This is a genomic window from Thermoactinomyces sp. CICC 10522 (genome assembly GCF_016055075.1).
GTDB classification, from domain to species: domain Bacteria; phylum Bacillota; class Bacilli; order Thermoactinomycetales; family Thermoactinomycetaceae; genus Thermoactinomyces_A; species Thermoactinomyces_A daqus.
This window is the reverse complement of record NZ_JAECVY010000005.1, coordinates 78030-101613: the sequence shown is the minus strand read 5'-3', so window position 1 is coordinate 101613 and position 23584 is coordinate 78030. Positions and strand designations below refer to the sequence as shown.

General features: G+C 49.3%; 26 protein-coding genes, 1 pseudogene and 1 riboswitch. Of the genes and pseudogenes, 6 read left to right on the top strand and 21 right to left on the bottom strand.

Annotation, left to right across the window (positions count from 1 at the left end):
* Window positions 1-6 precede the first annotated feature (6 nt).
* The 7 genes and pseudogenes from I8U18_RS09470 to miaB all read right to left on the bottom strand — a co-directional run bounded on the left by I8U18_RS09470 (window position 7) and on the right by miaB (window position 4991).
* Entirely contained in the window at window positions 7-177 is a 171-nt protein-coding gene (locus I8U18_RS09470) for a hypothetical protein (protein WP_160173797.1), read from the bottom strand.
* 421 nt (window positions 178-598) lie between these two features.
* Window positions 599-700: pseudogene (locus I8U18_RS09465) on the bottom strand (MutS N-terminal domain-containing protein); the annotation flags it as partial.
* Window positions 701-765: 65 nt separating this feature from the next.
* On the bottom strand, window positions 766-2160 hold the full coding sequence (locus tag I8U18_RS09460; protein ID WP_198064704.1) for a putative amidoligase domain-containing protein: 1395 nt from the start codon (window positions 2158-2160) through the stop codon (window positions 766-768).
* Between the two features lie 99 nt (window positions 2161-2259).
* Entirely contained in the window at window positions 2260-2403 is a 144-nt protein-coding gene (locus tag I8U18_RS09455) for a hypothetical protein (RefSeq protein WP_160173796.1), read from the bottom strand.
* Between the two features lie 2 nt (window positions 2404-2405).
* On the bottom strand, window positions 2406-2984 hold the full coding sequence (gene cotE, locus I8U18_RS09450; RefSeq protein ID WP_033099688.1) for an outer spore coat protein CotE: 579 nt from the start codon (window positions 2982-2984) through the stop codon (window positions 2406-2408).
* Window positions 2985-3088: 104 nt separating this feature from the next.
* Window positions 3089-3529 (bottom strand): YlbF/YmcA family competence regulator, encoded by a 441-nt coding sequence (locus tag I8U18_RS09445; RefSeq protein WP_220184938.1) that lies wholly within the window; start codon window positions 3527-3529, stop codon window positions 3089-3091.
* On the bottom strand, window positions 3510-4991 hold the full coding sequence (gene miaB / locus I8U18_RS09440) for a tRNA (N6-isopentenyl adenosine(37)-C2)-methylthiotransferase MiaB (RefSeq protein ID WP_033099687.1): 1482 nt from the start codon (window positions 4989-4991) through the stop codon (window positions 3510-3512). The genes I8U18_RS09445 and miaB overlap by 20 nt, the downstream gene beginning before the upstream one ends.
* A gap of 581 nt (window positions 4992-5572) precedes the next feature.
* On the opposite strand from miaB, the gene I8U18_RS09435 reads away from it, so the two are divergent.
* From I8U18_RS09435 to I8U18_RS09420, 4 genes are all read left to right on the top strand, one after another.
* Entirely contained in the window at window positions 5573-6253 is a 681-nt protein-coding gene (locus I8U18_RS09435; protein ID WP_198055763.1) for an ABC transporter ATP-binding protein, read from the top strand.
* The gene (locus tag I8U18_RS09430) at window positions 6250-7017 is read left to right on the top strand and encodes an ABC transporter permease (RefSeq protein WP_033099685.1); all 768 of its coding nucleotides are present in this window, start codon (window positions 6250-6252) and stop codon (window positions 7015-7017) included. The genes I8U18_RS09435 and I8U18_RS09430 overlap by 4 nt, the downstream gene beginning before the upstream one ends.
* A 167-nt stretch (window positions 7018-7184) precedes the next feature.
* Window positions 7185-7811, top strand: a complete 627-nt coding sequence (locus I8U18_RS09425; RefSeq protein ID WP_198055762.1) for a PadR family transcriptional regulator — start codon at window positions 7185-7187, stop codon at window positions 7809-7811.
* Between the two features lie 41 nt (window positions 7812-7852).
* Entirely contained in the window at window positions 7853-8536 is a 684-nt protein-coding gene (locus I8U18_RS09420) for a class I SAM-dependent methyltransferase (protein WP_232336346.1), read from the top strand.
* Window positions 8537-8659: 123 nt separating this feature from the next.
* Here I8U18_RS09420 and I8U18_RS09415 read toward each other — a convergent pair whose 3' ends face one another.
* The 14 genes from I8U18_RS09415 to recA all read right to left on the bottom strand — a co-directional run bounded on the left by I8U18_RS09415 (window position 8660) and on the right by recA (window position 22726).
* The gene (locus tag I8U18_RS09415) at window positions 8660-9244 is read right to left on the bottom strand and encodes a xanthine phosphoribosyltransferase (protein WP_033099682.1); all 585 of its coding nucleotides are present in this window, start codon (window positions 9242-9244) and stop codon (window positions 8660-8662) included.
* Between the two features lie 246 nt (window positions 9245-9490).
* A riboswitch (purine riboswitch) is annotated at window positions 9491-9592 on the bottom strand.
* Between the two features lie 141 nt (window positions 9593-9733).
* Window positions 9734-10474 carry an MBL fold metallo-hydrolase gene (locus I8U18_RS09410; RefSeq protein WP_033099681.1) on the bottom strand — a complete coding sequence of 247 codons (741 nt, stop codon included), beginning with the start codon at window positions 10472-10474 and terminating at the stop codon, window positions 9734-9736.
* A 67-nt stretch (window positions 10475-10541) separates the two neighbouring features.
* A complete protein-coding gene (locus I8U18_RS09405; RefSeq protein ID WP_033099680.1) occupies window positions 10542-11408 on the bottom strand; it encodes a 2-oxoacid:ferredoxin oxidoreductase subunit beta in 867 nt (288 codons plus the stop codon).
* On the bottom strand, window positions 11395-13155 hold the full coding sequence (locus tag I8U18_RS09400) for a 2-oxoacid:acceptor oxidoreductase subunit alpha (protein WP_198055761.1): 1761 nt from the start codon (window positions 13153-13155) through the stop codon (window positions 11395-11397). The genes I8U18_RS09405 and I8U18_RS09400 overlap by 14 nt, the downstream gene beginning before the upstream one ends.
* Before the next feature lie 253 nt (window positions 13156-13408).
* Window positions 13409-14356, bottom strand: a complete 948-nt coding sequence (locus tag I8U18_RS09395) for a dipeptidase (RefSeq protein ID WP_198055760.1) — start codon at window positions 14354-14356, stop codon at window positions 13409-13411.
* 77 nt (window positions 14357-14433) lie between these two features.
* The gene (locus I8U18_RS09390; protein ID WP_022737614.1) at window positions 14434-14694 is read right to left on the bottom strand and encodes a stage V sporulation protein S; all 261 of its coding nucleotides are present in this window, start codon (window positions 14692-14694) and stop codon (window positions 14434-14436) included.
* Between the two features lie 121 nt (window positions 14695-14815).
* Window positions 14816-15607, bottom strand: a complete 792-nt coding sequence (locus I8U18_RS09385; protein WP_198055759.1) for a TIGR00282 family metallophosphoesterase — start codon at window positions 15605-15607, stop codon at window positions 14816-14818.
* A gap of 60 nt (window positions 15608-15667) precedes the next feature.
* Entirely contained in the window at window positions 15668-17212 is a 1545-nt protein-coding gene (gene rny, locus I8U18_RS09380; protein WP_033099676.1) for a ribonuclease Y, read from the bottom strand.
* A gap of 395 nt (window positions 17213-17607) precedes the next feature.
* Window positions 17608-18276, bottom strand: coding sequence for an ATPase (locus tag I8U18_RS09375; RefSeq protein ID WP_033099675.1), 669 nt, complete (start codon window positions 18274-18276; stop codon window positions 17608-17610).
* A 1-nt stretch (window position 18277) separates the two neighbouring features.
* Window positions 18278-18523, bottom strand: coding sequence for a hypothetical protein (locus I8U18_RS09370; protein WP_152568466.1), 246 nt, complete (start codon window positions 18521-18523; stop codon window positions 18278-18280).
* Window positions 18462-19976, bottom strand: a complete 1515-nt coding sequence (locus tag I8U18_RS09365; protein WP_052153950.1) for an AAA family ATPase — start codon at window positions 19974-19976, stop codon at window positions 18462-18464. Before I8U18_RS09365 ends, I8U18_RS09370 begins: the two co-directional genes overlap by 62 nt.
* On the bottom strand, window positions 19973-20956 hold the full coding sequence (locus I8U18_RS09360; RefSeq protein ID WP_033099673.1) for a metallophosphoesterase family protein: 984 nt from the start codon (window positions 20954-20956) through the stop codon (window positions 19973-19975). Before I8U18_RS09360 ends, I8U18_RS09365 begins: the two co-directional genes overlap by 4 nt.
* Complete coding sequence (locus I8U18_RS09355) at window positions 20956-21606, bottom strand: RecX family transcriptional regulator (RefSeq protein WP_198059251.1); 651 nt, start codon at window positions 21604-21606, stop codon at window positions 20956-20958. The genes I8U18_RS09360 and I8U18_RS09355 overlap by 1 nt, the downstream gene beginning before the upstream one ends.
* Window positions 21607-21640: 34 nt before the next feature.
* Entirely contained in the window at window positions 21641-22726 is a 1086-nt protein-coding gene (recA, locus tag I8U18_RS09350; RefSeq protein ID WP_033099671.1) for a recombinase RecA, read from the bottom strand.
* A gap of 210 nt (window positions 22727-22936) precedes the next feature.
* Here recA and I8U18_RS09345 point away from each other — a divergent pair, with 210 nt between their 5' ends.
* A complete protein-coding gene (locus I8U18_RS09345; protein ID WP_033099670.1) occupies window positions 22937-23251 on the top strand; it encodes a metal-sulfur cluster assembly factor in 315 nt (104 codons plus the stop codon).
* Window positions 23220-23534 (top strand): hypothetical protein, encoded by a 315-nt coding sequence (locus I8U18_RS09340; protein WP_198055823.1) that lies wholly within the window; start codon window positions 23220-23222, stop codon window positions 23532-23534. The genes I8U18_RS09345 and I8U18_RS09340 overlap by 32 nt, the downstream gene beginning before the upstream one ends.
* Window positions 23535-23584 lie beyond the last annotated feature (50 nt).

Sequence of the window (23584 nt, the reverse complement as noted above, 5' to 3'; positions counted from 1 at the left end):
AACCGGTTAACGCAAGACGCCGGATTTTCCCGGAGCCTCCCGCTCCTTCCTTCGCCCTGCGTTAAACGCAGCAGGCTGTCTCCCTTCGCCATGTACCAGGCTTTCCCTGGCGCGGACTACTACGGAGACTCCGTCACCATAGCGGATATTCAGACACCTCATGTGCCATAGCTGCAAACAAGCCTTCCGCCTTAGGTGATCCCCATTTAGATTCTGAGGAACAGGCGCGCTGTGATGTCGGATGGGACGTTCGCCCTTTTGTCTCCGACGGAGATGCTTGGTCAAGGGACGCCCCGCCCGGCAATGTCTTTCTGCCGTGCGGCTTGACCATGTGACGTTCCGGTTGCCTTCCGTCACAGGCTATGATCGGCCAGCTCGGGCTATCCTTCAAGCAGTCCAGCCTTCATCCTCATTCACAGCATTTCGTCTTGCCGTTCAGTCGTGCTGTGGCAACCCAGCAACTTACGGCTTTACCAGCATGCTACACTCCCCGTCGGGTTTCCCCTTCGGATCAGCTGGTTGACGATTGGCATCCGTGCGTCCGACCGCCAACTGCCTTGCCAGGGGCAGATTTCACTCAGAACCCTTATGGGCGCACAAACATTTCATAAAAATCGCCTAAACGAAAAAATAAAAAGGCATCAGGATATTGTGCCTTAATCGATAAGTATTGCTGAATCATCGGCGTATATTTTGCCAACGTTCTCTGCCTCCGTTTTTCTGTTTTTCATTACACCATTGTAACACGAATGACCATTCAACACATTATGTTTGCTCCGTTTTTTTCTTGCCGTATGGCGGCAAACGCCAAAATTTGCGAAAATCCTGCGATTCATCCCAAGTGATCCCGGAGGCGAGATAATGGTAAAAATCATCCAAATAGGTCTGGTACACTTTATAATCCGGGCATTGTTTCAGATCTTGCCACAAGATGGGGAGCCAGTCGGCAATCGCCTGTTTCCGCCCTTTGTAATAGGCTTCCTGCATCGATACATCGGCCAGCGGATTATACCGAAGCTGTTTATAATTGGCGGCGATCAGCTTCGCTGTCACAAACACGCCTTTGGTCAGTGTAGGGGAGACAAGCCAGCTCGGCGGCGTCCGATACTCGAATCCGCCGTAGTCCTGATAGCGAAAATCCCCCAGAAAACCGTACTTGGGACGCCGTCTCTTCCCTTTTTCATCCTCTGCGATCACGAGCAACATTGCCAAATAGTTATCCAGTGCCCGGAGCAATTTAAAATCCGGCTGTATGCCGCTGAAATGGATATGCCCTCCCAGCGGAAATCCCTCATACGGCATGGCACCTGCCAGCCACTTGGCCGGAACTTTTCCCATTTTTTTATTGGCAAAAATGAGTGACTGATAAATGCGCACAACGAGCTGTCGCGGATTTGGCGTCGGGTCGGGTCTGAGTTCGACAAGCGGTTTGTGCGAGCGATTTTGACCCAACCAGATCGCGTCACATCCCACCTTGCCGCGAACGGGAAAATAATTTGAAGCAATCAGCAATTTTCCTTGCGGTGATTCCATGACAAATTCAGGGTCTGCCCCCAAAACAATCTCCTCCAACGGTGTCCGGGAGCGTGCACACCCTTTCATGTATTGGGTGATCGCCTGCACATATGCCGTTTCCATTTCCTTATTTAAACGCGGGGACGGGTTCACTTGCTGAATCACCATTTTCCTTCCCGTGCCAATCCCCAGTTTGACAACGCCATAGTCCAATCCGAGTGCATAAACGGCGCGGATGGCCAATTCCTGCGCTTTGCGCGTTTCCCTCGTCCGTTCCGACAGGGGAACGCGCCGGTAAGTCACCCGTCTTTGTTTTTTGGCAGCCGGAAGAAAGGCGGAATTGTTTACTGAACGATAGATCAGCAAAACCCTTGTTTGGAAAACGGCCAAAATATACTCTCTCAATATGGTTGCATTCACTGCCACAGGCAGGCCATGCATCAGCAATATCCGATTTCGCTCCACCAAATTCCGGCACTTCGTCACCTGTTTCTCATCGTTCAATACAAGCATGTATTCCGATAGCCTGCTTGCTTCCGGCAGTTCTAAGCGGATGGTCGATGCCAAATTCTGCTTTTCCACAATGAAATCGCGAATCCCTTTTCCATGATCTACTGCCAGATAAGGAAGGGTAATGGTGCCCATAACCTTTCCCCTTTCTTCCCATCTCTCTTGCTCACTTCAAGGGCATGATGCTGATATAGTATGTGGAACGGGGAAAAATGGTTAGCAAAAGACAAAAGTCTAATCGGGCGGAGCATTGAAGCATATGATAGATGGTGACACAAAAAAAGGATCAGGAGCAACCACCCGACCCTCTGCAAACATAAGCTGCTGATTGATGCAAAACCAGCAGCCGGCAATCAATTTTTCATCTTTTACACTCAATCCTAGTCCTCCAAATCGTCGATGACCAGATCAGGATCCAAATCGTCAAAAGAGGACTCATCCATTTCACTGTACCCGCTCGCCACTTCTTTATCATCCAGCTCCGCATATTCCAACGGGTAGACGGGTACACAAATTTTGGTTTCTCCGATCATTTCGACGGCAAACTCCTTTTCGATTCGCACATCGACTCCATCATGATGTGAGGCGATCGACGCTTCCACGCAGTTTGGAGCCTGCGTCACAGCGGCACTAACTGAAACTGAGGCATCCCGGGTGTTTTGGTCATAATAGCTCAGCGGAACCTGCTCTGTATAAAAAACGGTTTCTTTGACAACATCGGTTTTGGTGTTTCCTTTTGTCGAATACCAGATATTAATATCATAGCTACCGCGAACTTCAACCGCTTCCCCGACTTTGCTGCATTCATATTGATGGTTGATCACCCACGCGCCCAGAATCGTGTGCAATTTTTCCGGCGGAGTAATGGTATGTGTCACTTGCGAAAATTTTCTTCCTTTTCCACATACCGCTTTGGTCACTATCTGACGGTACTCCACGGCTCTATCTGTATAGGACAATATGCTTCCCTCCTCCAAACATGTTCATTAACAAGTGTATGCAGGGCCATCGTCTAGAGTGCAAAAAAACCCCACGGAAAAAAACCGTGGGGACGTCCTTTTTTTTACGAGCAGTTGCAGGGGCCGCCGCTTCCGCAGCCGCTCCTTACCGGTCCGCCCGTTTCCACCTCTATTTTTTTGGAAATAGTATCCGCCAGCACTTGCTGAATGGTTTGCAGCAGGTCATTCACTTCGACCTGGCGCTGCCTGAACTCACAAACGATCGGCATCTCGTCCAGATATTGATTAAGCTGATCCAACTCTTTCTCCAGAAGCTTTGCATATTCCATTTTTTTATAATGTTTAGCGTGAACCCATTCTTTTTGCTTGCGCTTGATGGCGGCAATGCTGTTCTGCACAGACTCGCTTTTTTCGACTTGCTCTTCCGCCAGCCGAAAGCGGATCACTTCCTCGCTTCTGCTGAGCAACTCGGCAAATTTCCGCGCCTCGACCAGGATGGGATGGTTTTCGGGAATGGCATTCACCTCATCCACCCACTTTCGCAAGCGGTTTTTCTTCCACCCACACACCTTTTAGCGTCCATGTTTGCGGCTCGTCAATCCGCACATACGCAAATTTTCCGATCAGATGTTTAGGCCCGACAAAGTTAACCAATTTATTGGTTCGGGTTCGGCCGGACAGGACATTCGGATTTTTTTTGCTTTCCCCTTCGACGAGCACTTCGACCACTTGCCCGCGCAGTTCCTCATTTTTGCGCCGGCTGATCTCGTTTTGCAATTGATTGAGGCGGGCCAGCCGCTCTTTTTTCACTTCCATCGGCACGTCATCTTTCATCTTCGCGGCAGGCGTTCCTTCACGGGGCGAGTATATAAAGGTGAAAGCAGAATCGAATTCGACTTCTTTGACGAGAGATAAGGTTTCTTCAAACTGCTCATCTGTTTCCCCGGGGAAGCCGACGATAATATCCGTGGTCAGCACCACATCCGGAATTGCTTTCTTGATTTTGGAAACCAATTCCAGATAGCGTTCGCGCGTGTATTTACGTGCCATCAACTTAAGCACTTCCGAACTTCCCGACTGAACCGGCAAGTGGATGTGTTCCACCAGATTTCCGCGTTTGGCCAACACTTCAATCAAATGGTCATCAAAATCGCGCGGATGACTCGTAGTAAAGCGAACCCGTGGAATGCCGATCTTGCGCACATCGTCCATCAAATCGGCAAACGTATACTCCCGGTCGGTAAAATCTTTCCCGTAAGCATTCACGTTCTGCCCGAGCAGGGTGACTTCCTGATAACCTTTGCGCGCCAATTCGCGAATCTCGTCCAGCACATCTTCGGGCCGGCGGCTCCGCTCTTTCCCCCGGGTATACGGAACAATGCAGTACGTGCAGAATTTGTCGCATCCGTACATGATATTCACCCAAGCGCGCAAGCCATCTTCCCGCACTTTGGGCATGCTTTCAACAATATCGCCCTCTTTGGACCATACTTCCACCACCATTTCCTTGCTGAAAAGGGCGTTTTGCAGAAGTACCGGAAGGCGGTGAATATTGTGCGTTCCAAAAATCAGGTCAACGTGTTGGTAACTTTTTAAAATGCGTCCGACAACCACTTCTTCCTGGGACATGCATCCGCATACCCCGAGAATGAGATCGGGGTTCTCCAGCTTCAACTGTTTCAGGCGTCCCAACTCACCAAAAACCTTGTCCTCCGCATTTTCCCGGATCGCACAGGTATTAAGCAGGATGATGTCGGCATCCTCCTCGCGCTCAGTCCGGGAATACCCCATTCTCTCAAGAATCCCGGCAATCGTCTCACTATCGTGAACGTTCATCTGACAGCCGTACGTTTCGATCAAATAGTTTTTCCCCTTGCCGACCTCACGCATATTCTCGGGGATTTCCTCAAACTGAATCACTTGCACTTCTTCTTTTCCGCGTTTCTTTGCCGCTTTTAAGTCCGGAGCAACAAAGTATTGGCTGTAGTCCTTTACTTGTTTGCTCATGTTTATTCACCCTTTCTGGTGAGAGTATCCTTTCCATATATGAAAAAACAGTCGATTCACCGTGAAAATGAGATGGAGCAGGCATATTGAAAACGGTTGGGAGTTTTGAGTCACAGACTTCAGCCCCCCATTCCAAAAAATCCTCCATTCAAAACCATCATTTGGTGAAATCACATACTCGGCTTGTATTCAACAAGATGGAAATTACAGCTTTTAACTAAGTTATTATACATGATGTTTACCAATGGTTCAATGATCAGGGTTTCCAGCGGCGACAACAACTAACGAAAGGGACGTAAAACCCCGGATAAAGTCGAATAAGAAAACAGAAGAGGAAAAAACAAGCGAGCGTCACTTCATCCCAGAAAATCTGTTCCCTTTTCCTCTTCTTTTTTTATAATCATCCATTGCAACCGGGAGCCTGGGAGCATCCCCTCGCTCCCGATTGCTTTATTCTCACAGATTATGTTTGCCAAGAGTCCAAACCCTTATGGCAAATCGGATCCACTATTGATACACTGTGAATTAGGATCGGGACAGTTTTCATTGATAAACCATCCCATTTTGCAGGAGTGATCCATTTGCCCAAGAGTCAACCGCTGATCGAACTTCGCGAAGTCACCAAATCATACGACTCCCCGGAAGGAAGAACCACCCCTCTCAAAGAAGTAAGTGCAGTCATTCCGCCAGAATCGGTTATTGCCTTAATGGGACCTTCGGGCACCGGCAAAAGCACCCTGTTCCGTCTACTAAACCGCTTGGAGGACCCGGATCACGGTTCGATTACATATAAAGGAAAACCGCTTTCAGAATGGGACCCGATTTTACTGCGGAGAGAAGTCCACCATGTTTTTCAATCAGCTGTTTTATTTCCCAAAACCGTGGCCGATAACTTAAACTACCCCCTTAAATTACAAGGAAAATCGATGTCCGAAGAAGAAATGGCGCGATTGCTGGAGCGGGTTGGTCTGTCAAAATCGTATCTCACCCGTTCGATTGAAAAACTTTCCGGCGGAGAAAAACAACGCGTCCATTTGGCCCGTTCTCTCTCCTTAAATCCGCATGTACTGTTACTGGATGAACCAACAGCTTCGCTTGACCCTGAGAGCACGGAACGGATTGAACAGGAGATGCGGTGCTATCGGGAAAAAGGGCATACGGTGCTATGGATTACTCACCAACCGGAACAAGCCCGGCGCATCGCAGATCAAGTCTGGCATTTGGAAAGCGGGCATTTGCGACAGGAGGAAATGAAGCGATGACCTGGACAGCTACGGTCACCACCCTGGGATTTATATTGATTTCCATGTTTGTTTCCCTCTGGCTTCGTTTGAAACTGGAACGGGATCTGATCATCGGAACCATTCGGGCCACGATTCAGTTAATCAGCATCGGCTATGTCCTTCATTTTATTTTCACCAGTAACCATTGGTATTGGATCGGGCTGGTTTTATTGGTGATGATCACCGTCGCCTCCCAAAACGCGGCTGCTCGGGGAAAAGGAATTCCCTGGATTTTTTGCCGCATTTTTTTGACCATTTTCATCGTCGCCGGTTTTACCCTGCTCATGATGCTCTTTTTACACCTGATTCAAGCCAAACCGCAAGTTCTTATTCCCATCAGTGGAATGATCGTGGGTAATAGCATGGTTGTCTCCTCTCTCGTCCTGAATCAGATGAGACAACAGGCGGAACAGATGCGTGAGGATATTTTAGTTGCCTTATCGTTGGGAGCGACCAGCCGTCAGGCAAGCATGCGGCTGACCAGGGAAGCGATCCGCTCCGGGACGATTCCCATTGTCGATTCACTTAAAACAGTCGGACTGGTGCAACTGCCCGGAATGATGACCGGGTTGATCATTGCCGGCACGAATCCGATTGAAGCTGTGCGTTACCAGCTATTGATCATGTTTTCTTTTACTGCTTCGGCGACACTGACCAGTATTCTGATGGGCTTATTTGTTTATCCTACGCTTTTCAATCGGGCACATCAATTTATCGGTTGGAGAGGAAAAACCGACAAGTAATGCCTCCTTTCCAACTTTTATGAAAAACGCGATTCTTTTCTTTTTTAAAGGGAGAATCGCGTTTTTCGTTTTTGAGGACTCTTTTCAGCCGATCATGAAAAGGAATTGGCCCAAAAAGAAGATCCGCCTCTTTACTTAGACATATTATTAATAGTAATATTATTACTATGAAACAGACAATCAAAAAATCCCCGATCGCCCTCGCAATCCTTTCGCTTCTCATCGAGGAACCGATGCACCCTTATCGCATGCAACAACTTTTAAAAGAAAGGGGGAAACACGAGGTCATCAACATTCGTCACCGAACGGGCATTTATCAGACGATTGACCGTTTGCTTCGTGACGGCGCCATTGCCGTTCGGGAAAAAAAACAGCATGAAGGGAAACCGGAACTGACCGTTTACGAAGTGACGGATAAAGGAAGAACAGCGGCATTGACTTGGCTGAGGGAAATACTGTCCACACCGAAACCGGAATTTCCGGAATTTCCCGCCGCCGTCTCTTTTATGATGCTTCTTCCGCCAGATGAGGTGGTACGGGAACTAAAAAAAAGAGAAAGGGCACTTGAATGCCGTTTGAACGCAACCCAAAACCAGTTGCAAACCGTGACATCTGAAGGGCTCCCCCGCTTGTTCCTGCTCGAGACCGAATATCAACACGCGATGTATGCAGCAGAATTGGCATGGGTCCGCTCCGTGATCCATGACATCGACACAGGAAAAATCCATTGGGATCAGAAGTGGCTGCGTGAGATTGCGAATAAGTTTTCCCCCTTGGACAACCGTCACAGCTGACGGGTTCCAGGGGAAGCAAAGGAAACAAGGAGGAACCGGATATGTCCGATAAAGCGCCAAAAGGTTACAAGGGGATTGGCATGGAAGGATTTATTGCTTCGTGGTATGCAAAAAACACCCAAAAAAATATGGAGCAATACAAAAGAGATGCGAAGAAGGTTGCCGCCATTGTTCCGGAAGGCGGATCCGTTTTGGAAGTTGCCCCGGGACCGGGATACTTGTCAATCGAACTGGCAAAACTGGGCAACTACCGAATCACCGGCTTGGACATAAGTAAAAAATTCGTGGAGATTGCACAGGCCAAAGCGAAAGAAGTGGGTGTAACCATCGATTTTCAGCATGGCAATGCCGCCCGGATGCCATTTGATGACGGAACGTTTGACTTTATCATCTGCCGGGCTGCCTTTAAAAACTTTGCCCAGCCGGTCAATGCCATTAATGAGATGAACCGGGTTTTAAAACCTGGCGGAAAAGCGGTGATTATGGATTTGCGCGGCGATGTTTCCACAGAAGTAATGGAAAGGCACGTCGAGGAGGATCTGGGTCTTACCGGATTGAACGCATTGCTGACAAAATGGGCCTTTAAATGGATGTTGATCAAACGCGCATATACAAAAAAACAGTTTACGGAGTTGGTCGCAAAAAGCCGCTTTCAAACATGCAGAATTCAGGAAGATTCAATCGGACTGGAAGTATGGATGGAAAAAGGGCAAGAAGGCCGGTGATCCCCAAAAACCCCGGCTTCAGCCATGGGAATGAGAACGAATATCAGGCGAGGAGGGGGTGTTTTTCCCCTTCCCGCGCCATTCATTCGGCTGGCACAAAGCCATCATCAAGGGTCTTTTATCCTATACTTTTTCTTTTTTCACGAAGGAGATGGCCCCATCCTGAAGCGAAGCGATCCTGGCCAGCGATTCCACGCGAAAACCACTTTGCCGAAGCCTTGTTCCTCCATCTTGAAATGCCTTCTCAATCACAATTCCAATACCGACTACATGAGCCCCCGCCTGTTGAACCACATCAATCAATCCCTCTGCTGCTTGTCCGTTCGCCAGAAAATCGTCGATGATTAAGACGTGATCATCCGCATTTAAAAACGGTTTTCCGACGGCAATCAGAGTGGTTTCCCGCTTGGTAAAAGAGAAAACTTCCGCCTTGTAATACTGATCGGCCATGGTCAGGGATTTCTTTTTCCGGGCAAAGACGAGCGGAACCCCGAGTTGCAGTGCCGCCATCGTTGCCGGCGCAATTCCCGACGATTCAATCGTCAGAACCTTGGTAATGGCTTCATCTTTGAAACGACGGGCAAACTCTTCACCGATTTCCCGCATCAGAAACGGGTCAACCTGATGATTCAAAAAGGAATCCACTTTTAAGATCTCATCTGACAGCACTTGACCTTCCAACAGAATTTTATTTTCCAAACTTTGCATTTCGCACCCTCCCAAACAGGTGATAGTAAAAAGCACCCCGGCAGCCTGCCCACGCGGAGTGAGCGGGTTACCCGGGTGCAAACGAACACCGGCAAAGAGATCTATACGGGTCTCAGCTGATTAACGGATGTCCGTCGAGTTCAGATGCTTTTCCCTGCTCCCGGTTCCTTCGTCACAAAGGTCGTTGCAGAAAACACCCATCCCCTCCAATTGAATTTTGTCAACAGCCTCAGACCTTTCCAGGTCTCTTCATTTTTGCTCACTCATAGTCGGGCTGTTTACGGCAGCTCGGTAGAGACTCGCGGGCCTTATTCCCGCCATTATATGAGTGCATTCGTTTTTTATTTTTGATCAGGTGATGTTTTGCCTGATGATCCACATTCCTGACAATGAACAAGCCCAATTATCCATGTGTACCAGTTTAACACAAAGAACCCGGACTGGCGAGAGTTATTCTTTCCCCTTTCCGTGCGCAAACCCAATTGCGGCTCAGGCAAGGTGAATGATCAATCCCGGTTTTGCCGGATGACAAAGGCCTGGATATACCGATGCTGCTTCCCTGACCACCTCGCTCAGCTCAGCAAGGGGAGACAGATGAGTAATAAGGAGCTGTTTCGCTTGGATCTGTTTGGCTGCCATTGCCGTTTCCTTTACAGATAAATGGCTGACAGGGTTTTGAGGGCGTTCCGCTTCCAAAAATGAGCCTTCACAAACAAACAGGTCCGGCTTTGCCGCCATGCTGATCCAATCCGTTTTTGGACCTGAATCCGCCCCATACAGAATCGTTTGCCCGCCGGAGTCGATTCTCATCGCATAACAAGGGACAGGGTGATCCGTAGCAAAAAATTGAATCTTTACATCTCCCAACTTCAGCATGTCCCCTTCTTTTACCGCCTGCCTTTGAATATAACGCCCATAGCTCAATTGTCGAAACCATGAATCTGGCTGAGCAGGGGACCAGACCGGTAACGGGCGGTTCCTCATGCCTTGATTCATGGCAATCATGATCGCATACTGCAAAACAAAAAAGTCGGAAATATGATCATGATGCAAGTGGGAAAGAATGACGGCATCCACTTCATAGAGCGGAAGAAACTTGGCCAATTGCGATAACACTCCACTGCCGCAATCGATCAGAATCTTTTTCCCGCCAGCCTCCAGCAGATATCCCGGAGTCGCCCCGCCCGGTGCAGGAAAAGGGGATTGGCATCCCAATACCGTCCATTTCATCTTCACACCCCCCCGGTAAATAAAGAAACAGCCACTTTCATTTGGCGAAGTGGCTGTTTGTCCATTATTATGCGAATTCGGCAACCAATTTATCAAACTGTTCGCGGGAAATCATGATGTCTTGTTTGGCCAGCGGCTCTTCTTTAAAGCCTTTGATTTTGCTTTCATATGATTGCTGCTCTTTGTTTTGGTAGATAACCCCCGTTACCAGACCATGATTTTCCATCAGCGTTTGCATGGCCAGCTGGCGATCGGACGGATCATAGTTTTCAACTTGATCCAGGTTGACCAGATTCTCTTTGAACCAATCATACGTGTTGATTTTGTTGTAGGTGACGCAAGGACTGTAAACGTTGATCAAAGAAAAACCTTTATGCTTGATTCCTTCTTCGATCACGCGGGTCAATTGTTTCAAATCGCTGGAAACCGATTGGGCGACAAAGCCGGCCCCCACGGTCAAAGCCATTTCCATGGGGTGAATGGCCGATTCGATTGAACCGTACGGCGTGCTTTTCGTTTTGAAGCCAACTTCGCTTCGCGGCGAGGTTTGGCCTTTGGTCAACCCGTAAACCTGGTTATCCATCACGATATAGGTAATATCGACATTACGGCGGATGGCGTGAATGGTATGGGCCATACCAATGGCAAAGCCGTCTCCGTCCCCGCCGGCAGCGATCACCGTCAAGTCACGATTGGCCAGTTTCAACCCCTGAGCAATCGGCAATGCGCGTCCGTGTACACCGTGAAAACCATAAGCATTTACATAACCGGAAATCCGTCCGGAACAACCGATCCCTGAGACAATGGCCACATCATGCGGTTCCAACCCTACATTGGCAAAAGCGCGCTGCATGGCGGCCAACACGGAGAAATCTCCACAACCTGGGCACCAATTGGGTTTAACTTTATTGCGGAAGTCTTTAAATGTGGCCATGAACCAACAGCTCCTTACATTGTTTGTAAATTTCGGAAGGCAAGAACGGATTGCCGTCATACTTACCGAAATGAACCAGTTTTTCTGCCATTCCGATATTCATTTTGATGAGATTGGTTAATTGCCCCGTAGCATTGTTTTCTACAACAAGTACTTTCTTCGCTTTTTTCATTTGCTCAAGCATAATGTCGCTCGGGAATGGCAACAATTGACGAATATGGGCGTGATTTACTTTCAGGCCTTCAGCCTCAAGACGCTCTTTAGCCTCATGAATCGTGCCGCGGGTAGAGCAGAAACCAACAATGAGAAGATCCGCATCCTCATGGGCAGCGTCCAGGTAGACCGGTGTATCGAAATCAATGCCGTTTTTCAGTTTGGACAAGCGTTTCTCCATCATTTTTTTACGATTAACCGGATTTTCGGATGGACGGCCTGTCTGGTCATGTTCAACCCCGGTCACATGGTGCAACCCGTTTTTCTTGCCCGGGAGCACACGGCGGGAAATACCGTCTTCCGTAAACTCATAGCGCGGGAACAGCTCGGAATTTTCGAGTTCCGGCAACTCTTCATCCCAGCCCACCAGTTTTCCGCGGCGAATTTGAATCCGGTCGTAATCCAGCGGCTCAACCGTTTGTTTACCCAGCGCAAGAGCCAAATCGGTCAAAACGATTACCGGACATTGATACTCTTCGGCAAGATTGAATGCCTGGATTGTGTCGTAAAAACATTCTTCGGCCGTACTTGGAGCAATCACGATTTTCGGTATTTCACCATGGGTGCTGTACAGCATTGCCAGCAAGTCACTCTGCTCTTGTTTGGTCGGCAGACCCGTACTCGGACCCCCGCGCTGCGTATTGATGATCACCGCCGGAGTTTCGGTCATACCGGCCAAACCGATCGCTTCCGTCATGAGGGAAAGCCCCGGACCGGCAGAAGCGGTCAATGCGCGGACGCCGCCATAGTTCGCCCCGATCGTCATGGTGATGGCAGCGATTTCATCTTCGGTTTGTACAACGGTGCCACCGAATTCGGGCAGCTTTTTGATAAGATATTCCATGATTTCAGAAGATGGCGTAATCGGATAAGCTGCCATCAAGCGTGCACCAGCTGCAATGGCTCCCAAAGCGACGGCATCGTTTCCGATCATGTACAACCGTTTTTTGCCATCGGAGGATTCCAGACGGAATTGGGTAAAGCTGTTCCCAACCTCGCTTCTTACATATTCAGCCCCTCTTGTGATCGCTTCCATATTTCGGTCCACAACTTTTTGCCCTTTGCGCGCAAATCTCTCTTCAATGACTTCTTTAAACGAGTCCGCATCAATGCCCAAAAGTGCAGTCGAAGCTCCGACAGCCACCATGTTTTTCATTTGGGCCATACCGATTTCTTCAGCGATTTTCGTAAATGGAACAACGAGAAGGCGAGCGTTTACTCCTTCCGGAACGGTTGGATTAAACTTGGCATCGGCCAAGATGACTCCGTCTTGAATTAACTCGTGAGCATTCAAGTCAATCGTTTCCTGGTCAAATGCAACAAGAATATCCAGCTCGTCGGAAATGGAGCGGATTGGGTTTATGCTGATCCGAATCTTGGTGTTGGAATGACCACCCTTAATCCGTGAGGAAAAATGTCTGTACCCGTACAGATAATACCCTTTTCGATTGAGTGCCGAAGACAGGATTTCGCCGGCACTGTCAATACCTTCCCCTTGCTGTCCGCCCACTTTCCACGAAAGCTGCTTAACCAATGAACTCATCTCCTTTAATACAGCCACACACTACACAATATGAAATGAAAAAAAATTTATATCAACTCTTGCCCCGAGAGGATTCAAAACCCCCCCTGTGGCGAGTGATAGCATTTTCATGTATTAATTCTAGTCCTCTGCCAGACAAAAAGCAACCTATTAAACTTTTCTCTCTTTGGAATTTATCTGTTAAAAATCCCAATAAACCCTCTGTGAGAAGATGAGATTCATTTTGCTCGCATTTTTTGCTGTTTTATAAAGATAATTGTTTTTCGTAAAATCGGTAGCCATTTTCCCAAGACCATTTTTTCACAGAAGACTCAGGGAATGCCTTTAAAAGGGCCTCTGTTAGGTAATGTATGTAACGATAACTCTCCAGATGCTTGATTTTGTAGCTGATTCCGTCAAAATCCGAGCCGAAGAAAATATAATCCTCCCCTCCCAGCCCGCACAGGTGATCAATATGTTTCAGCACATGGGAAATCGACGCATCCGGATAAGAAACATGGACAAAAGACGGGACAAAAGTAACCCCGATTCTTCCATCTCGTTCGATCAGGGCCCGGATCTGGTCGTCTTCGAGATTTCGCTTATGCGGACAGATGGCCCGGCAATTCGAATGTGACGCGAGAATCGGCAGTTCTTCCTCCCCGATGACCTCCCAGAATCCCTTCACCGACAGATGGGAAACATCGAGGATCATGCGCAGTCGTTTCATCTCCTCAATCACTTGCCGTCCGAACCGGGTCAATCCTCCTCCACGTTCCTCCTCAATTCCGTCGGCCACTTCGTTGGCATAATTCCAGGTAAGACCCATTTGCCGGATTCCCAGACGCCACAAGAGCCGCAGATTGGTCAGTTCCCCTTGCAGGGCATCCGCTCCCTCAAGCAGCAGAAGCGCCCCGATCCGTTCCGGCGAACATTCTCTCAAACGCTTGCGATCGGCAATCAAGATGACATTTTGCTCGTCCTGGATGATCTCTTCATAAAAGAGGTCGATCTGCTTCAAAGCAACTTGGAGCCGCTGCGCTTTGGCTACCGTCTCCGGTACCCAAACAGCAAAAACTTGCAGAGCGACCGGCGCTTCCCGCAAATTAAAATACGAACTGTCCAGCTTCGATTGAGGGTCGTAGAACTTATGCTTCACCGGATCTTTCCACATTTTGCTCAGTACATCACAATGTCCATCCAGCCATTGCATATTTTTCACCTCATATTTATAAAAAAAACCTGTCTATAAAAATAAACAGGTTTTTTTGAATATATCGATTAGATAAATTAGCGCGGTTCCACGATTAATTTAATCGCGGTTCGCTCTTCACCATCGATCACAATATCCGTAAAAGCAGGAATACAAATCAGATCAATCCCGCTCGGCGCCACAAATCCTCGTGCGATCGCAACCGCTTTAACAGCTTGATTCAGCGCCCCTGCGCCAATTGCTTGCATCTCTGCTTGACCACGTTCACGCAAGACCCCGGCGAGTGCACCAGCAACAGAATTCGGGTTAGATTTTGCTGAAACCTTTAATACTTCCATGAAGGTACCTCCTCGATGGTTGGAGTGAATCCACTACTTCTATCCTATTCGACTTCTTCGTAAAAATTCCTTCTAATTTACATTGATACAGCTAAAAAATCACAAATAAATTTATTTAAAATCAACCGATCAAGGGGTGATCTTCATCGATCTGAATGCGCTTCATCTGTTTCGCTTTTTTGCTCTGTTTGTCCAGATCAATCAGAACAGCATTAAATTTTGCCTTTCCTTTGGCCACTTCAAAGCGAACCGGCATCTGCGTTAAAAATCGTTTGATCACTGCGCTTTTTTCCATGCCGATCACACCGTCTGCGGGCCCGACCATCCCGACATCCGTAAGGTAACCCGTGCCCTTGGGCAAAATCCGTTCATCCGCCGTTTGCACATGGGTATGAGTACCGATCAGCGCAGAGATCCGTCCGTCCAAATACCAAGCAAGCGCCTGTTTTTCAGAGGTGGTTTCGGCATGAAAATCGACCAGGACCATGGAAGAAGGAATTTGGTTCAAGATCTCATCCGCTGTCCGAAACGGGCAATCAAGCGCCCCCATATAGGCTCTTCCCATCAAATTTATCACCGTTAAGCGGCCCGCTTGTGTCGAAAAAACGGAAAACCCCTTCCCGGGAGTATCTTTGGGGTAGTTTGCCGGACGTATGATATTCGGTTCATCGTCGATAAAATCGAAGATTTCCGGTTGAGACCAGGTATGATTTCCCAAGGTGATGCAATTGACTCCCGCATCCAGCAATTCTCTTATCGCATGGCGCTGAATGCCTCTGCCGTTGCCGGCCGCATTCTCCCCATTGGCCACAATGAAATCCGGTTCGTAGATCTGAATCAGCTTTGGCAAATAATTCACAACGGTTTGTCTTCCCAATGCGCCTACAATATCACCGATCATTAAGATTCTCATAAAATATTTTAGCCTCCACAACCAGATGCTGAGAAAAAATAAAGCGGCCAAAAGGCCACTTTATTTCGCGTACTCCACCGATCTTGTCTCCCGGATGACCGTTACCTTAATATGGCCGGGATAATCCAACTGATTTTCAATTTGTTTCGTGATCTCGCGGGCCAAACGAGCAGCTTCGGCATCATCCACTTCCTCCGGTTTTACAATGATGCGGCATTCACGCCCTGCTTGAATGGCATACGATTTTTCCACACCGTCGAACGAATCACAGATCTCTTCAAGCTTTTCCAGTCGCTTGATATAAGCTTCCAACGTTTCACGGCGCGCTCCCGGTCTGGCTGCAGACAATGCATCGGCGGCCCGAACCAGTACGGCGATGACGCTCGTCGCTTCACAGTCCCCGTGATGGGATGCAATGCTGTTGATTACAACGGGGTGCTCTTTATATTTTTTCGCCAATTCCACCCCGATATCCACATGGGAACCTTCAATTTCATGGTCAATTGCCTTTCCGATGTCGTGCAACAGGCCCGCTCTTTTCGCCAAATGAATATCTTCACCCAGTTCAGCGGCGAGCAAGCCGGCCAAATGAGCCACTTCCATCGAATGTTTAAGCACATTTTGACCATAGCTCGTACGAAATTTCAAGCGCCCGATAATCTTGATCAGATCAGGATGCAATCCGTGAACCCCTGTTTCAAAAGTGGCTTGCTCTCCGTATTCACGAATTCGCTCATCCACGTCACGACGCGATTTTTCCACCATCTCTTCAATGCGCGCCGGGTGAATCCGCCCGTCGGCAACCAGTTTCTCCAGTGCCACCCGGGCCACTTCCCGCCTGATCGGATCAAATCCGGAAAGAATCACAGCTTCCGGCGTATCATCAATAATGAGATCGATTCCGGTCAGGGTTTCCAAGGTTCGGATATTCCGCCCTTCCCGTCCGATAATACGCCCTTTCATCTCATCATTTGGCAAGGTGACCACAGAAACGGTCGTTTCGGCCACATGATCCGCAGCGCAGCGCTGAATGGCCAATGACAGGATTTTGCGCGCGCGGCGATCTCCTTCTTCCAACGCCTCCTGCTCCATCTCTTTGATGATCTGGGCCGTTTCATGGCGCATTTCGTTCTCCACTTTGGCCAGGATCAGTTGGCGCGCTTCCTCTGTGGTCAAACCGGATATTCTTTCCATTTCTTTTGTCTGTTCCTGGTATAGCTCATCGATTTGTCGCTGTTTCTTTTCAATTTCCCGTTCGCGCTGATTCAGATCTTCTTCACGCTTTTCCAAAACATGTTGCTTTCGTTCCAGCGTTTCTTCTTTCTGATTCAGCCGCCGTTCAATGCGGTGCAATTCATTGCGTTGTTCGCGAATTTCCTTTTCCGCTTCACTTCGCAAGCGATGCGCCTCATCGCGAGCTTCAAATATCTTTTCTTTCTTGAGGGCTTCCGCTTCCTTGTTCGCTTTATCCAAGATTTCAGCAGCCTCTTTTTCCGCACTTCCGATCCGAGCTTCTGCTGCTGTCTTTCGAATCCAATAACCGATTCCGATTCCGATTCCGAGAGAGGCAAACAGCAGAATGACGTCAGCTACGTCCAAAACCATCGTCCTTCGCTCACCCCCTCTGTCTCTATTTACAAAACAAGACCGATGAACTCGGTCTTCTCTCGTCCGCCGTCATGTTTTGCTATACCAGGTGAAGGCTGGGAAACCAGCTAACATTTTCAAACTTCACTTTTAGTCAACAACCATACACGGAACCAGAAGAGATATCCTTACCTCTAAAAAAAGGCAAAGATACATTACAATTGTATAATTTATACATTCTCATTGTCAAGGCAGAAGGCAAGCCGCCTCTTCGTTCCACCGGATAAAATGACAGCGCTTTCACGACTTCTTTTTATTTTTTCATTAATTCTGAATGCAGTCAAGTCCATTTGAAAAAATAAGAGAGCCCCGCGAAAGGGGCTTCCGGCCGGGCAAAAGATACAGACCGGCTTTTACAGGCTGGCTGCTTTGCTTTTTTCCACCTCCGATTTTCCACCTGATAGTTTGACATAATAGGCAGTATCGGCCGATTCCGTCAAGTGAACGTTATGAGTGACCAGGATGATCTGCCGGCCAAACGTTTCCGCCACCGATTTGAGAAATTCGATCATCGGAATGATAAAATCTTCACTCACATGCTTACCGGGTTCATCGAGAATAATCGGCCCTTCCAAACGGGGTTTTACCGTCTCGATCAGGGCGATGCGCAAAGCTAAAGAGACGACATCGACAATACCGCCGCCCCGTGCATCCTGCGGCTTGTTTTTAAATGTCTGGCCCTCCCATTCGGAAACAACATAAAAGTCTGCCGTCGGATTCCCTCCGTGCTCGGATAATTCAATTTCAAAACGAAATGAGGGGCCAAACACGTATTTGAGCGCATTGGTCACCAATGTTTCCAACTGCTGTTTCGCCTGCATGCGGGCATGTTCCGCAGAGAGTTGGAATAAAACCCTCACCTTGTCCAGAAGGTCGCGTTCCCGAATGCAAACATTCCATCGCTCTTCTGTTTCCCGCAAGCTTTCCAGGTGCAAATCGCGCTCCGCTTTGCGGCTGACCAGCTCCGTTCTCGCCGCCCTGAGCGCTTCCTCCAGCTGATGCAGTGAAGCGTCCGCACCCATTTTACTTATTCAACTCCTGAGGCAGGTAGCTCCATGCTTTCTCCAGATCCTCTTTGATTTCCTTTTCCAGCCGCTCAATCTCTTCCTGCAGCTGATCCGGCTCTACTCCCAGCTCCTTGGTCTCCCTCAGTATCTCTTCTTCCTGCCGCTCCAGATTTTCCAGACGCGCTTCCGCTTTTACCAGGTCACTTTTGGCCTTCTCCAGTTGCATGCGAATCTGCTTGATTTTCTCTTCCAGCTGCTGCACGCGCATAACCTCCTTGGTATTCATTCATGATATGTTCAATGATCGAACCGCTGATCGGCGACCCGCAAGTAGGACAGGTTCCCTGCTGTTTTAAAAGCTCTGCCCATTCATTTGTCAGCCGGATAATGGTTTGCTCCTGATCATGGATATACTGTTTGCCCCTGGAGATTCTGTCCCGGACGTCAGTAAGGTTCCGATGGAACGTTTTCAATTTTCGGAGAAGTTCACTCTTGGACTCAAGCGGCGGCAACACAGTCCCCAATCCCCGGGCCCGGCGTTGCTGTTCACTCACTCTCCCCCGCAGAAAGCCGATCTCCTTTTGCAGGCTTTTCACTTTCGCGCCAAGCTGCATCAGCGTTTTCAAACGGCTCATTTTCTCGCGGGCAGCCTCATACGACCGGCCGGCCTCCGGAACCTGTTCCAAACGCTTCTGCTCCTTCTCCCAATGGCTGCGCTGCTCGCGAAGGTTGTCCCATTTACTCTTTAACTGGATCAATCTCATCCCTGTCTGCTTTTTGGCTTCGGAAGATCGCAAAGCCTCCTCCGCCAGGGGAAGCCGGTCCGCAGCCTGAATCAGCTGCCGGTTCTCCCCTATTTCCCTCTGCACACGCAGCCATTTTTCCTGCTGCCTTGTCCATTGCCGGGCGAGGATGATTTTTTGTTCCAAGCGGGCGACCGCAGCTTCGGCGAGAGAGAGGTTTTTCAGTTTCGCAATCGTCTCTTTTTCTTTTTGTTTGCTGCTTTCAATCGTTTGCAGCGCATGCACATGCTTGCGCAACGTTTCCAGAAGTTCCTGCTTGCGGCGCGCCTGATAAAAGGCTTCTTCCGCCGTCTCCAGGTCGCTCTCCAACTGATCCAGGTTTCCGTAAGGTTTCAGCTTCTCCTCCAGCTTCTCCCGCTCTTCTTCCAGTCGCCTGATCTCGCTGTTCAGCGCCAACCGGTCCCCGTTCGTTTTTTTCAGCGCGTTATCAATCAGGTGGGCTCCGCTGATACGCCCGATCGTCTTCGCCTTTGTCTGGCTCGATTCAAACAGGAGAAACGGGCTTTCCAACTGCGTTCCAAAGTGAACCAACATCTCCTTTTGATCCAGCTTGACCGGTTGGATTCGATGGACATCGGTCACCTCCTGGGGAACGGTGTTGCCGAATCCCTCAAATATCTGCTCCGTCCCGTCCGGTTTCCTCAGGATATAGCGATTTACCGACGAACTGCGCAGTCTGATCACTTCCGTTCCATCGGCAAAGATGAGGGAAACGCGGCATTCTTTTGCTCCGGTACGGATAAATTCACTTCCGCGAGGGATATTGAACAATACCCAGCGAAGCGCCCTCAAGATCGCACTTTTTCCGCTGTCCGAAGGGCCGACAAAGACGTTCAGCCCATCCGAAAAATCGATTTCGGTATAGTGGTGGGACTGAAAATTCTCGATGATCAGCTTTTGAAAACAATTCAATGGCCGCTCTCTCCTCCCGCTTCCTGTTCAATGGCGATCCGCCGCTGGGCCTCAAATTTCACTTCATCCTCCACGTCGTTCATGCGGGAAATCTCATCGATGATATCCAGGACGTCGATCGCCTGAAAATCAGCCGCAGACCGAACCTGCTGCACAAAAGAGGTTAATTGCTCCTGACGGTAAGCCGCTTTTTCCAAATAAGAGCGGTCAAGCACCTCATCTCCCCTTTTTGCGCAGGTAAGGGGAATGAACCGCACGTCAACGTCCCGCCCGAGCTCAAGCAAAACCACTTGCGGCATCCGCCTGATTTCGGACGGGTGATTGTTGATTCGCGCCAAGGCCCCCGGATTGACAATATATTTGCCATCACGGTGCTGCACGGGAAATCCTGCGTGATAATGCCCCGTCAATAAGATATCCACATCATCAGACCAAGCATCGTGAATCATCGTATGGGGAACTCCGTCGGGCAATGCCCGGTCAACCAACATGCCGTGAACCATGTGAATGCAGTAGTCCGCCTCCATTTCATTTTGCACGTGGTAATCCGCTTTGGGATCCCTTTTATCCAGGTCATAGTGAAAAGGTTGCCCGCTCAGCTGGATGACCAGTCCGTCTTTTTCCAGTTTCACCTTTTCATCCCCGCTGATCAGGCGGATCACCCCAAAGGCATCCAACAATCCCAGCATGGTCCGCGGAGTGGTGGCGGGATTGTGCCCATAGATATCATGATTGCCGGCAATGGCATAAACAGGGGCGGGAAACTGCCGGAAAAGACGGGCAAACTCACGAACGACTGCCGGCGAGAGATTGGGCCGGTCAAATACGTCGCCACCGTGCAAAATGAAATCCACTTGCTCCCGTTCGGCTATTTGAATGACCTCTTCCAGCTTAAGCCTGATGGTTTGCTCAAACTGATCGGTTCGGCTGCGCGGTGAAGTCCCGCGAATGTGGGTATCCGTCATATATAAAATCCGCATCACCAATGCTCCTTTTCCTCTTCGTACCGCGTGCGTAACTGGTTCAGCACCAACCGAACCACTCCCATCGAATAACCTTGACGCAGCAGGTACTGCCCCAGGCGCCGCTCGACGGTGGGCCAGGGTTCACGGCCAATACGAAGATAGCGCCTTTCGGCAACCTGCATTGCCAACTGGCGCTCTTTGTCCTGGTCCACCTCTGTCAGGGCTTCATCGATCAAAGATAAATCGATTCCTTTTCTCATCAATTCCTGTTTCAATCTGCGGCTGCCATATCCCTTGCCATGCATCCGCTCATTCACCCATTGCCGCGCAAATTGGCGATCGTCGAGATAGCCCGATTTTTCCATCTCGGCGATCACCTGACAGATCATCTTTGCGGAAAAATCTTTTCGTTCCAACTGCTGCCTTAATTCACAGGCTGTTCGCGGCTTATACGAAAGAAAGCGCAAAGCTGCCATCCTGACCTTGTTATATTCCTCCGCAGCCAGAATTTCTTCCAACTGATGCCGATCCATTTCCATCCCTTTATGTAACCGGAAACGAACCAAAACATCCTCATGGATGGAGCAAAAGGGTTCCCCATCCACTTCGATCTGGTAGCGTTTGGAACGAGCCGATTGTTTTTCAATACGGGTGATTCTGTTCATCGTTCCCTTCATCCATTCTGCTCCGGCTTAAAGATCAAGCCAAATCGAGAGATTCTTCCGGTTTGCTTTTGTCTTTTGCCTTTTTCCCTTTTTTCTCTTCTTTGGTTTCGGTTTCTGCGACCGGCTCTTTGATCAGAGGCAAATCAAAGTGGGTGCGAATGCGGTTTTCGATTTTCAGACAGAGTTCCGGATGTTCTTTCAGGAACTGCTTGGCGTTCTCCCGCCCCTGACCGAGACGGTCCCCTTCAAACGAATACCAAGCGCCGCTCTTGTTGATAATATCCAGTTCCGCGCCGATGTCGAGCACGCTTCCCTCTTTGGAAATGCCTTCGCCAAACATAATATCGACATCCGCTTGTTTAAAAGGCGGTGCGACCTTGTTTTTCACCACTTTGATCTTCGTGCGGTTTCCAACCATGTCATTTCCTTGTTTGATCGACTCCTGACGGCGAACTTCCAGACGCACGCTGGAATAAAACTTCAGTGCGCGCCCACCCGGAGTCGTTTCCGGATTTCCAAACATGACGCCGACTTTCTCGCGAATTTGGTTAATAAAGATGGCGACCGTTTTCGATTTGTTGATCGCTCCGGACAACTTCCGCAGCGCCTGGGACATGAGACGCGCCTGCAGCCCTACGTGTGAATCGCCCATCTCCCCTTCGATCTCCGCTTTTGGAACCAATGCCGCAACCGAATCGATGACGATAATGTCAACCGCTCCGCTGCGCACCAACGCTTCTGCGATCTCCAGCGCCTGTTCTCCCGTATCCGGCTGGGACAACAGGAGCTCGGAAATATCGACGCCAAGTTTTTGCGCATAAATCGGGTCCAGCGCATGCTCGGCATCGATAAAAGCTGCCGTCCCGCCCAATTTTTGCACCTCGGCAATCGCATGCAATGCGACCGTCGTTTTCCCCGAGGATTCAGGACCGTACACTTCAATAATGCGTCCTCGCGGAAAGCCGCCGATCCCCAGCGCGATATCCAAAGCCAATGCTCCGGAAGAAACGGTTTCCACCTGCGGGGTGACTTCTTCTCCCATCCGCATGATCGAACCTTTGCCGAATTGCTTCTCTATCTGCCTCAATGCCATTTCCAACGCCTGACGACGATCTGACATTCATGTTCCCCCTCTATCCCATTAATCACATATCAACATCATACCCTGTTTTTTCTCTCCTGCCAAGATCATTTACGAACATTTATTCGATTTTCGGTGAAAGATGCAGGCCGGACCAGCAATGGGAAGGCATAAACGTTTTCTGTAGTGTGAGATCGGAAATATTGTGGTACATTACTACTTGAAGAAGAGAAAAAGGAGGAGCGCCCAATGGACAAAGAAGCTCTCAAAGAGCAGATAATGGAAAAATTGGAAGAAGTAAATGACCCTGAGTTAAATATCGACATCGTTAACTTAGGTCTTGTCTATAATGTGGAGATTGATGATGAAGGGAATGTCAAGATCACGATGACCCTGACGGCAATCGGTTGCCCGCTGGCAGGAACCATCAACGAGCAGGTAACTGAAGCAGTGAAACAGGTGGACGGCGTGAAAGAGGTGGAAGTGGACATCGTCTGGAATCCGCCCTGGGATAAAAGCCGCATGTCCCGCTATGCCAAAATCGCGCTGGGCATTCCCGATTGAGTTGCCGCGAAAAACAAACGAGCCGGAAGAAATCCTCCGGCTCCATTTTATGTTTTCCGTTCTTCCGGTTCGCTTCCTTTCCCCGCGGCATCGCGTCATTGGCGAACCGCCCCATTTCCTCCGATTGCGGCCTAACCCGGGCAGCAAATCAACCCCCGTTTCCTCATGGCGCCTGGCAATCTGCTCGGATGCAGTTCAGCTGCGGGCGCAAGCCGCGATTGCTGGCGGAAACGTCCTGCAGAGGCTCCATTTTGTCTTCAGCCGGGATTCTCTTGTAAAATGAGCCCTTGGCATCTCCGCACTCATCAGTACCGCCGGTTATCCATAAAAAGC

Coding starts and splice junctions, on each gene's coding strand:
- I8U18_RS09460 (WP_198064704.1), bottom strand. CDS start 2,160: ATGGGCACCATTACCCTTCCTTATCTGGCAGTAGATCATGGAAAAGGG.
- miaB (WP_033099687.1), bottom strand. CDS start 4,991: ATGAGCAAACAAGTAAAGGACTACAGCCAATACTTTGTTGCTCCGGAC.
- I8U18_RS09430 (WP_033099685.1), top strand. CDS start 6,250: ATGACCTGGACAGCTACGGTCACCACCCTGGGATTTATATTGATTTCC.
- I8U18_RS09425 (WP_198055762.1), top strand. CDS start 7,185: ATGAAACAGACAATCAAAAAATCCCCGATCGCCCTCGCAATCCTTTCG.
- I8U18_RS09420 (WP_232336346.1), top strand. CDS start 7,853: ATGTCCGATAAAGCGCCAAAAGGTTACAAGGGGATTGGCATGGAAGGA.
- I8U18_RS09415 (WP_033099682.1), bottom strand. CDS start 9,244: ATGCAAAGTTTGGAAAATAAAATTCTGTTGGAAGGTCAAGTGCTGTCA.
- I8U18_RS09410 (WP_033099681.1), bottom strand. CDS start 10,474: ATGAAATGGACGGTATTGGGATGCCAATCCCCTTTTCCTGCACCGGGC.
- I8U18_RS09405 (WP_033099680.1), bottom strand. CDS start 11,408: ATGGCCACATTTAAAGACTTCCGCAATAAAGTTAAACCCAATTGGTGC.
- I8U18_RS09395 (WP_198055760.1), bottom strand. CDS start 14,356: ATGCAATGGCTGGATGGACATTGTGATGTACTGAGCAAAATGTGGAAA.
- I8U18_RS09390 (WP_022737614.1), bottom strand. CDS start 14,694: ATGGAAGTATTAAAGGTTTCAGCAAAATCTAACCCGAATTCTGTTGCT.
- I8U18_RS09385 (WP_198055759.1), bottom strand. CDS start 15,607: ATGAGAATCTTAATGATCGGTGATATTGTAGGCGCATTGGGAAGACAA.
- rny (WP_033099676.1), bottom strand. CDS start 17,212: ATGGTTTTGGACGTAGCTGACGTCATTCTGCTGTTTGCCTCTCTCGGA.
- I8U18_RS09375 (WP_033099675.1), bottom strand. CDS start 18,276: ATGGGTGCGGACGCTTCACTGCATCAGCTGGAGGAAGCGCTCAGGGCG.
- I8U18_RS09360 (WP_033099673.1), bottom strand. CDS start 20,956: ATGCGGATTTTATATATGACGGATACCCACATTCGCGGGACTTCACCG.
- I8U18_RS09355 (WP_198059251.1), bottom strand. CDS start 21,606: ATGAACAGAATCACCCGTATTGAAAAACAATCGGCTCGTTCCAAACGC.
- recA (WP_033099671.1), bottom strand. CDS start 22,726: ATGTCAGATCGTCGTCAGGCGTTGGAAATGGCATTGAGGCAGATAGAG.
- I8U18_RS09345 (WP_033099670.1), top strand. CDS start 22,937: ATGGACAAAGAAGCTCTCAAAGAGCAGATAATGGAAAAATTGGAAGAA.
- I8U18_RS09340 (WP_198055823.1), top strand. CDS start 23,220: ATGCCAAAATCGCGCTGGGCATTCCCGATTGAGTTGCCGCGAAAAACA.